Raw genomic sequence first — 9,389 nt, 5'->3', positions numbered from 1 at the left:
AATACATAGGTGCCTTAGAAATGGGAAACGGAATATGGAGAGTATTTTATAGAAACGTATTTTTAGGCTACTTTAACGAAAATGAATTAAGAACTAAGGAACAATCAGTAAGGTTAGAGACTAATTTAGTGTAAAGTATGTATCTATAACTTTTGTAAACAATGTACCTTAACGAACATTTAATACGAACTTAAAAATCCAGAATTATGAGAAATCTAATAATAGTCATTGTACTTACAGTTTTTACGACTCTTTATAATGATGCGCTTGCTCAAACAAACTCTGGGAGTTCTTTTGCATTTACGAATGCAACAATAATTGATGTTGAAAATTCTCGACAAATGGAGAATATGACAATACTGATTCAGGATGATAAGATAAAATCTATTAAATCAACTGATTCAATAATCTTAGAAAGCGATTTAAAGATTATTGACTTAAATGGAAAGTTTATTATTCCAGGACTTATAGATTCACACGTACACCTGTTCAGACCAAAAAACCGAAAAGAAATTTTATCTAAATTACTTTATTCAGGAGTTACTTCCGTAAGAGATATGGGTGGCGATGCAAGAATTTACCAGTCTTTAAATAAGGAAATAATAAACGGAAATCTCAATGGCCCTAATATCTATTACTCTGCTACTATATTTGGACCAACTTTTTTAAAAGACCCTCGAACCAAATTTGCCGCAATGGGGTTTGAACCGGGTTCAGCACCTTGGATGAGACTGATAACTGATGAAACTAATTTGGAAACAATTGTTGAGGAAGCCAAAGAAGCTGGTGTAACTGGCTTAAAGGTTTATTCCAACGTAAGTCCTGAATTATTGTTAAAGCTTACTGAACTTGCTCACGAAAAAGGCCTAAAAGTATGGAGCCATTCGAGCATTTTTCCTAGCAAACCATTAGATGCCGTTAACGCTAAAGTTAATGTGTTATCGCATAGTATAGGAATGATTTTTGAATTGGAAAAAAATATGCCATTATCCTTCAATGAGTCAATACGAAAATCTGTACCACTTCAAGACTTTAAAAACACTAATGTATCAGCCCCTGAATTTATAGAGTTGTTTGAAAAAATGAGGTCGAACAATATCATCTTTGAGCCAACACTTTCAGCTTGGAGTATGAAATTACGTGGTTCAAAGCCAAAAAAAAATCAGAACGCTCAAAAAACAAGTCCAACTAAACATCTATCGAATGCCGCAGGTAAGATGGATTTAGTAGCGATGGACAGTTGGGCCAAAAGAATTACTAAAGCGGCTTATGATAACGGAGTTATGATAGCAGCAGGAACAGATTTTAACTCAAATATTAAATGGGTGCAGGATGAAATTATTCTGTTGAACGAATGTGGATTGACAAATATCGAGTCGATTAAAGCTGCAACTTTGAACAATGCTAAGGCGATTGGAATTGAAGATACACACGGCTCGATTGCAATCGGAAAGAAAGCGAATCTTGTAATTCTATCTCAAAACCCTATGGAAAACATTGAAAATATACGAACAGTATTTTCAGTATATAAAAACGGAATAGAATATAAAAGGACGGAATAAAAACGTATGCCAACAATGTATAACCGCAATTACGGCGGATTCGACTGCGTCTGAATCCACTCAGAATTGCTAAAAGGCTGTGCTAAACCGAAAATTAACGCAGATAAATCCGTAACTGACGGTTATACGAGACCGATGATGTACAATTCACCTAAAGGTGAACCCAAGTCGCTACATTGTCGCCAAAGGCTCCAATTCCCGCCCCTTGGGATTTGTACATCATCGCAGGGCCATGCCAGTTTGCATAATCCGTAGGATGAGGGACCACCCAGCCTATCACCTTTAGGCGCCATCGAGGAAAACTGTACATATCAACGGCTATATGCAACCTGGCCACGTTCAACACGTATTTGTAAATTTATCCCAACAAGTTGCGTAAATTTAAAATCCGTAACGTGGCTTCACATAGCCCTGCGTTCTCTGCAAGTTGAAAAACGAATCGATGAAAAAAACACTAATAGTATTACTGACAATTGTTTCAATCAGTTGTCAAGCCCAAGAACCTGAAAAACATAATCTCGGTTTTGAAAAACAGAGTGAGAGTGCATCACTTTCTGATGGATGGTTTAAATGGGGTAATTATGAATTAACAACAGATTCCGTTGCTCATTCAGGAACAAAATCAGGAAAAATCACATCTGACCAAACAGGAAGTTCTTTTGGAAGTATTGCATACAAAATCCCTGCAAACTATGAAGGAAAAGAAATAAGACTTGAGGGTTTTATGAAAATCAAAGATGTTGAAAACGGATTTGCAGGTTTGTTGTTAAGAGTTGACTGGAATGGTACTTCTTTGGCATTTGACAATATGCAAAATCAAAATATAACGGGAACTAAAGATTGGCAGAAGTACACTATAACACTTGATTATCCAGAAGAAGCAGAAAATATTTTCATTGCAGGAATACTTTCGGGAAAAGGAGAAGCTTGGTTTGACGATTTTGTTTTATCAATTGACGGTAAAAATGTTCAAACACTGAAAGAAGTCGAAAAAAAATTGTCAAAAGCACAGCTTGATAAGGAATTTGATAATGGGTCTTTAATTGAGTTTTCAAATTTAACCACCGATAATATAGAAAACCTCGAATTATTAGGTAGAGTTTGGGGATTTCTCAAATATCATCATTCCGAAATTGCAAATGGAAACTACAATTGGGACTATGAACTTTTTAGGTTCTTACCACAATACGTTAAGGCAGAAAACACTATCAAAAGAGATAAACTTCTTCTTGATTGGATTGACTCATTTGGTCAAGTAAAAGAATGTACAAAATGTCAGCCGACAGATGAAGATGCTTTTCTAAAACCCGATATGGAATGGATTAACAATCAAAGTGCAGATTTGAAAAACAAATTGCTTTACGTTTACAACAACCGTTCCCAAGGTAAACACTATTATATCGGGATGACTACAAATGTTGGCAACCCCGAATTTAAGAATGAAAATCCATATTCAAATATGCCTTACCCAGATGATGGCTTTAGACTACTATCACTTTATCGGTATTGGAATATGATAAACTACTTTTTTCCGTACAAACACTTAATGGATGAAGATTGGAACAAAAAATTAAAAAATTATATTCCGCTATTCATAAATGCAAAAAATGAGTTGGAATATGAATTGGCAACAGTTCAGATAATTGGAGATATACAAGATACTCACGCAAATCTTTGGGGTGGAGCGGACAAAATTGATGAATGGAAAGGCTCAAACTATCCACCAATACACGTTCGTTTTATCGAAAATCATTTGGTTGTCACAGATTATTATAATCAAGAATTAAAAAACGAAGTTGGATTAAAAATTGGTGATGTAATTACCAAAATAAATGGTAACCCCATCGACAAAATCGTAAATGAAAAATCTAAATATTATCCAGCTTCTAATGAGCCAACAAGACTACGAGATATTTCGGCAGACCTTTTACGCTCAAACTCGAATAATATTGAAATTGAGATTGTTTCGGGTAATTCCAAACCTCAAACAAAGAATCTTAAGCTATACCCAAAAGATAGCCTTGACATTTATCGTTGGTACAAAAAAAGTGATGGTAAATCCTTTAAAATGTTGGATAACAACATAGGCTATGTTACACTTCAGACAATCAAAGAAGATGATATTGCACAAATCAAAGATGAATTTAAAAACACTAAAGGAATCATCATTGACATCCGTAATTATCCGTCAACTTTTGTTCCTTTTAGTTTAGGTTCTTATTTCGTTTCTTCTTTCACACCTTTTGTGAAATTTACGAACGGAAATGTTGATAACCCAGGCGAATTTACATTTACAAGTAATTTAGAAATTCCGAGTCAAGGCAAAACTTACAAGGGGAAATTAGTTGTATTAGTCAATGAATTATCTCAAAGTCAAGCAGAATATACGTCAATGGCTTTTAGAGCAGGAGATAATACAACAATTATTGGAAGTACAACAGCAGGAGCAGACGGAAACGTATCAGCAATAATGCTTCCCGGAGGATTAAGAACAATGATTTCAGGAATTGGGGTAAATTATCCAAACGGAGATGAAACTCAAAGAATAGGAATAGTACCCGACATTGAGGTTGAGCCAACCATTGAAGGAATAAGACAAAAAAAAGACGAATTGCTTGAAAAAGCGATTGAAATCATCGTGAAGGAATAAAACCTGCAGAGAACAATGTATATAAAAAATAGGCGAAATAGTAGTAAAATTAAAGGTTTTGGATCGTATCAAACGTTGTGCGTAACCGAAAGTTTCGTGCTTCGAAATCGCCTACTTTTCATATACTAAACGATGATGTACAATTCACCTAAAGGTGAACCCAAGTCGCTACATTGTCGCCAAAGGCTCCAATTCCCGCCCCTTGGGAAATGTACATCATCGCAGGGCCATGCCAGTTTGCATAATCCGTAGGATGAGGGACCATCCAACCTATCACCTTTAGGCGCCATCGAGGAAAACTGTACATATCAACGGCTATATGCAACCTGGCCACGTTCAACACGTATTTGTAAATTTATCCCAACAAGTTGCGTAAATTTAAAATCCGTAACGTGGCTTCACATAGCCCTGCGTTAGCGGCAATGGTAGGACGAAACCGCAATACCCAACCGACCGACCTCTGACAGACAAATACACGACCTGCCGACACAGTAAAAAAATTTAAAAAAAGTCCACCACTTTGTTAAACTCTGACAGTTTCAGCAACCTTCTCCTTTTTTCCGATTACCATTTTGCGGTGTTGCAAGCCCCATCCTATCATAGCATCCAAAACCGTATTGAGCGAATTTCCCGATTTCGTCAATTCATACTCTATAGTAACAGGAGTGGTATTATAAACAGTGCGGGTTACTATGCTATTAACTTCCAGGTCTTTCAGCTCTTTGGAAAGCATACGGGGCGTGATTTTAGGAATTTCCCTTTCCAATTCCTTGAAGCGTTTTTTACCATAGAGCAAAGAACCTATAATGGGCAGTTTCCATTTGCCATTTAAAACGTTCATCGTGTCGTTTACGGCTAAAACAAACTCTCCCGAACATTTCTTTACCTTAACTAATTCTGATATTCTGCTCATTTTATTTTTTATTTACTTATGCTATACCAAAGTATAGCGATATATTATGGTATAGTAGTTACTAAAGTATAGCAAAAGTAGTATCTTTGTCCGGTTAAAAAAATGTTTCACTAAAAAAATAAAAAAATTATGAGCAAAGTATTCATCACAGGAGCAACAGGACAATTAGGAAAATCAACTATTAACTTTTTGCTTCAAAAAGGAATTGCAGCAAAACAAATTTCAGCATTGGCAAGAGATGAAGCGAAGGCAGCAGAATTAAAATCTAAAGGTATAGATGTCAAAATAGGCAACTATGATGATTTTGATTCCTTACGCACTGCAATGCAAGGCGTAGAAACTATGCTTCTGATTTCTTCCAGCGAAATGACCAAAAGCAGAGCGGTGCAGCACATCAATGCAATCAAAGCTGCTAAAGAAAATGGTGTGAAGCATATCATCTACACAGGTTTTATGAGAACCCATGAAGACCCAACATCTCCGCTGTGGTTTATAGCCGAAGATCATGTGAAAACAGAAAAATACCTTAAAGAATCCGAAATTACCTATACCATTTTTGCAAACGGTTTTTATATGGATATGTTGATGGATTATGTGGGGGAACAGATATTGGAAACCAAAACCATTTTTGTTCCGGCAGGTGAGGGAAAAATAAATTTTGTATTGCGAAACGAAATTGCAGAAGCGCTTGCTAATGTTTTAACTACAGGCGGACACGAAAATAAAACTTACAACATCGGTATCGAACAACCTGTATCGTTTGGGGAAATTGCGAAGCACATTTCTGAAGTTACCGGAGTTGCGATCAACTATGTTTCTCCCGAACCAGAAGTTTATCAGCAAACCTTAATGCAACATGGGGTTCCGGAGGATTACGCACGTATGTTTACAGCATTTGCAGTTGCTTTTGCAGCCGATACTATGAATATTTCTACCACTGATTTAACACAATTGCTTAGTCGTAAACCAACCACTGTCCAAGAATATCTTTTATCTAAATTCAAAAAGTAAATAAATGGAAAAGAAGAACAATAAAACCCTGAATATTGCCTTGTGGGTGGCACAGGTATTACTGGCAGCCATGTTTTTAATGGCAGGAATCATGAAAGCAACACAACCCATTGAAGAGCTTAGTCAATCAATGACTTGGGTAAATGACTTTTCTGCAGGCATGGTCAGGTTCATTGGTATTTCTGAATTGCTTGGCGGTATCGGGCTTTTACTGCCTGCCTTGTTGCGCATTAAACCAATTTTTACGCCATTGGCAGCTTTGGGTCTTTTTATTATTATGGTATTGGCTTTTATATATCATATATCCAATGCCGAATATCAAGCATTAGGTATTAATTTGATTTTAGGAGCAATCGCAGTTTTCATAGCATGGGGTAGATATAAAAAAGCGCCTATTCAACCCAAAGCATAAATCACTATGGAACGCAAAGAATTTCTTCAATCAATTTTAGCTTTAACCGCAATGGGAACATTAAGCAGTTTTAAAAATTTTACTGACGCACTTCCTTCACAAGGTAAAAAAATGCCTGTGCTGTTTACCTCTCATGGAAACCCAATGGATATTCCAGTTTCAAGAAGTGAACGAGCATTTTGGCAAAAGCTTTATGATTTAGGAATTACCCTGCAAAAGAGTCATGAAGTAAAAGCTGCGTTGGTTGTATCAGCCCATTGGTGCACAAAAGGCACGTTCGTAAACATATCGCCCGAACAAAAACAGATTTACGATTATTATGGTTTTCCCGAAGAATACTACAAGGTATATTACAAAGCCAAAGGCTCGCCTGATATTGCCCGCGAAGTAAAGAAAATCGTTCCTTCCGTTTCGGAAACAACCGATTGGGGATTAGACCACGGTGCATGGCCAATGCTGATGCACTTATTTCCCGATGCCAATATTCCTGTTTTCCAGCTGAGCATTGACTATTACGCCAAACCCGAATACCATTATGAGTTGGGCAAACAATTAAAATCTTTGCGTAACAAAGGGGTGCTAATAATAGGCAGCGGTGCGCTTATCCATAACTTGCAGTTGGCAGGACAAAAAATGCGAAAAAATGATATGACCCTTTACGGTTGGGAAGCGGAATATGATGCTTGGCTCAAACAACAAATTAATGCACGAAACTTTGCCAATCTCATTAATTACCAAAACAGTCATAAGTTGGGTAAGTTAGCCGCCCCCACCCCCGACCACTACGTGCCTTTGCTATACAGCTTAGGGCTTACGGACAGCAGTGATGAAATCAAATATTTCTACGAAGCTGAGCCAACAATTCCTGCATTTAGCGAACGAAGTTTCATAATAGGATAGTGACGGGTCAAGCACATACGCAATAGATAATTTTATGAACTTAAAAATTAGATAGAGAATATACTCATAAGGTTCAACAATAAAAACAAACAGATTATGGCAACGTTCAAACAAAAAGCATTGCGTTTTCTTTATCCGTTTACTCGCATAGCGGCTAAAATTGGCAAAAACGGCACGGTTTTAAACAATGAAAGTAAAACGGCACCAACAGTTCCTTTCTACGAACAAAAGGCAACATTGAACAATGGAAAACCAATTGACTTTTCTGCCTATTCGGGAAAGAAAGTTTTGATTGTAAATACTGCTTCAAATTGTGGTTACACAGGACAATATGCCGAATTACAAAAACTACACGAAAAATTAGGCGACAAATTGGCTATAATTGCTTTTCCTGCCAACGACTTTATGGAACAGGAAAAAAGCAATGATAACGAAATTTCACAATTTTGCAAGGTGAATTATGGTGTATCATTTCCAATAGCAAAAAAAGGAGTGGTAATAAAAAACGAGGAACAACAACCACTTTATAAATGGCTTACGGACAGCAAAGCAAATGGTTGGAATAACCATCAACCAGATTGGAATTTTAGTAAATATGTGATTGACGAGAAAGGAAATCTCACAAACTATTTCGGACCTTCAATTTCGCCATTGGACGATGAATTTTTGGAAGCAGTTGAATAGCAATAGGGAACCACAGCCGCTAACAGCACCTACCCAAAAGTGGCGGTTCAGTGGTTAAATCAAGCTTTGTGCTTATATCAAAGTTTGTGCTTGGTTGACAGTGAAGTGCTTCGAAATCGCCACCTTCGGGTAGCTGCAAAACGATGATGTACAATTCACCTAAAGGTGAACCCAAGTCGCTACATTGTCGCCAAAGGCTCCAATTCCCGCCCCTTGGGATTTGTACATCATCGCAGGGCCATGCCAGTTTGCATAATCCGTAGGATGAGGGACCATCCAACCTATCACCTTTAGGCGCCATCGAGGAAAACTGTACATATCAACGGCTATATGCAACCTGGCCACGTTCAACACGTATTTGTAAATTTATCCCAACAAGTTGCGTAAATTTAAAATCCGTAACGTGGCTTCACATAGCCCTGCGTTGGCAGTAAGTTGAACAAACTTTATGGACAGATTTAATCATTATAGGAATTCATACGAAAATGAGTTAAAGAAAAAAGATGACCTTGATAAGTCAATCAACATTCCGATTTTAATTGTCACTCTGATTTTCGGAGCTGTTTCATATTTTGCAAAAAGTTTGAATTACGAATGTTTAAACACTATCGATTATGTGATTTTAGGATTTATTGGACTGACATTTATTATTTTATGTCTCGGAATTTTTAGAATTATTATTTCATACAATAATGGAATTAAAGGCTATGAATACGAAATAACTGGTTCTGCTAAAGATTATGAAAAATACAGAAAAGAGTTGTCTGAATTTTACAATGAGAAAGAAAAAAAAGTGGAATCTGAATTTGAAGAATCTTTAATCACCAATTTTATCGAATGTATAGATTCCAATACTGATTTGAACATTTTTAGAACCTTTCAGTTATTTTTAGCAAAAAGGAGTATAATAATATCGTTAATATTAACATTCATCACATTTATTGTGTTTCTATTAAAACAAATAATATGAGTAAAGACAAACCGAAACCGCCACCAAAACCGCCAAAACCACCAACAAACAGAGTGGTTAAAAGCAATGAGCCGAAAATATCACCGAAGTCAGATGGTGGAAAGAAATAAAAACCTACTGCCAACAATGTATCCTATGAAAAGCCCTAGTCCAGTTCTCTAAAGTTAGTATTTAATTTTCAATTACTTCATAATGATGGTTTTGGGGTGTTGAATCGTTGATAATTCCGATAGGATTATCAACCATTCAATACCATATAACTTGCTCGGCATCCTATATGTGATACA

General features: G+C 36.6%; 11 protein-coding genes. 7 read left to right on the top strand and 4 right to left on the bottom strand.

Annotated features, from left to right (window positions below; all coding sequences use genetic code 11):
* Positions 1-206: 206 nt before the first annotated feature.
* A complete protein-coding gene (locus BFP75_RS01930; protein WP_099542994.1) occupies positions 207-1,562 on the top strand; it encodes an amidohydrolase family protein in 1,356 nt (451 codons plus the stop codon).
* Between the two features lie 151 nt (positions 1,563-1,713).
* Here BFP75_RS01930 and BFP75_RS21670 read toward each other — a convergent pair whose 3' ends face one another.
* Positions 1,714-1,872: a hypothetical protein gene (locus tag BFP75_RS21670; RefSeq protein WP_165776519.1), complete on the bottom strand. Its 159-nt coding sequence runs from the start codon at positions 1,870-1,872 to the stop codon at positions 1,714-1,716.
* A 132-nt stretch (positions 1,873-2,004) separates the two neighbouring features.
* On the opposite strand from BFP75_RS21670, the gene BFP75_RS01925 reads away from it, so the two are divergent.
* On the top strand, positions 2,005-4,212 hold the full coding sequence (locus tag BFP75_RS01925; protein ID WP_099542993.1) for a S41 family peptidase: 2,208 nt from the start codon (positions 2,005-2,007) through the stop codon (positions 4,210-4,212).
* Between the two features lie 148 nt (positions 4,213-4,360).
* Here the strand turns inward: BFP75_RS01925 and BFP75_RS21665 are convergent, their stop codons facing one another.
* Entirely contained in the window at positions 4,361-4,519 is a 159-nt protein-coding gene (locus tag BFP75_RS21665; RefSeq protein WP_165776521.1) for a hypothetical protein, read from the bottom strand.
* 216 nt (positions 4,520-4,735) lie between these two features.
* On the bottom strand, positions 4,736-5,125 hold the full coding sequence (locus tag BFP75_RS01920) for a winged helix-turn-helix transcriptional regulator (RefSeq protein WP_026750972.1): 390 nt from the start codon (positions 5,123-5,125) through the stop codon (positions 4,736-4,738).
* Between the two features lie 129 nt (positions 5,126-5,254).
* Between BFP75_RS01920 and BFP75_RS01915 the strand changes: the two genes are divergently transcribed.
* From BFP75_RS01915 to BFP75_RS01900, 4 genes are all read left to right on the top strand, one after another.
* Positions 5,255-6,136, top strand: coding sequence for an SDR family oxidoreductase (locus BFP75_RS01915; RefSeq protein ID WP_073098406.1), 882 nt, complete (start codon positions 5,255-5,257; stop codon positions 6,134-6,136).
* 4 nt (positions 6,137-6,140) lie between these two features.
* A complete protein-coding gene (locus BFP75_RS01910; RefSeq protein WP_099542992.1) occupies positions 6,141-6,548 on the top strand; it encodes a DoxX family protein in 408 nt (135 codons plus the stop codon).
* Between the two features lie 6 nt (positions 6,549-6,554).
* Positions 6,555-7,448 carry a dioxygenase gene (locus tag BFP75_RS01905; protein ID WP_084097626.1) on the top strand — a complete coding sequence of 298 codons (894 nt, stop codon included), beginning with the start codon at positions 6,555-6,557 and terminating at the stop codon, positions 7,446-7,448.
* 96 nt (positions 7,449-7,544) lie between these two features.
* Positions 7,545-8,132: a glutathione peroxidase gene (locus BFP75_RS01900; protein WP_073098402.1), complete on the top strand. Its 588-nt coding sequence runs from the start codon at positions 7,545-7,547 to the stop codon at positions 8,130-8,132.
* A gap of 159 nt (positions 8,133-8,291) precedes the next feature.
* On the opposite strand, the gene BFP75_RS21660 is transcribed toward BFP75_RS01900, so the two are convergent.
* The gene (locus tag BFP75_RS21660) at positions 8,292-8,450 is read right to left on the bottom strand and encodes a hypothetical protein (RefSeq protein WP_165776517.1); all 159 of its coding nucleotides are present in this window, start codon (positions 8,448-8,450) and stop codon (positions 8,292-8,294) included.
* 130 nt (positions 8,451-8,580) lie between these two features.
* On the opposite strand from BFP75_RS21660, the gene BFP75_RS01895 reads away from it, so the two are divergent.
* Positions 8,581-9,102, top strand: coding sequence for a hypothetical protein (locus BFP75_RS01895; protein ID WP_099542991.1), 522 nt, complete (start codon positions 8,581-8,583; stop codon positions 9,100-9,102).
* Positions 9,103-9,389: the final 287 nt, after the last annotated feature.

The organism is Maribacter sp. 4G9 (assembly GCF_002742265.1).
Classification (GTDB): domain Bacteria; phylum Bacteroidota; class Bacteroidia; order Flavobacteriales; family Flavobacteriaceae; genus Maribacter.
The sequence above is the reverse complement of the archived record's forward strand: the minus strand, read 5'-3'. Positions and strand labels throughout refer to the sequence as shown.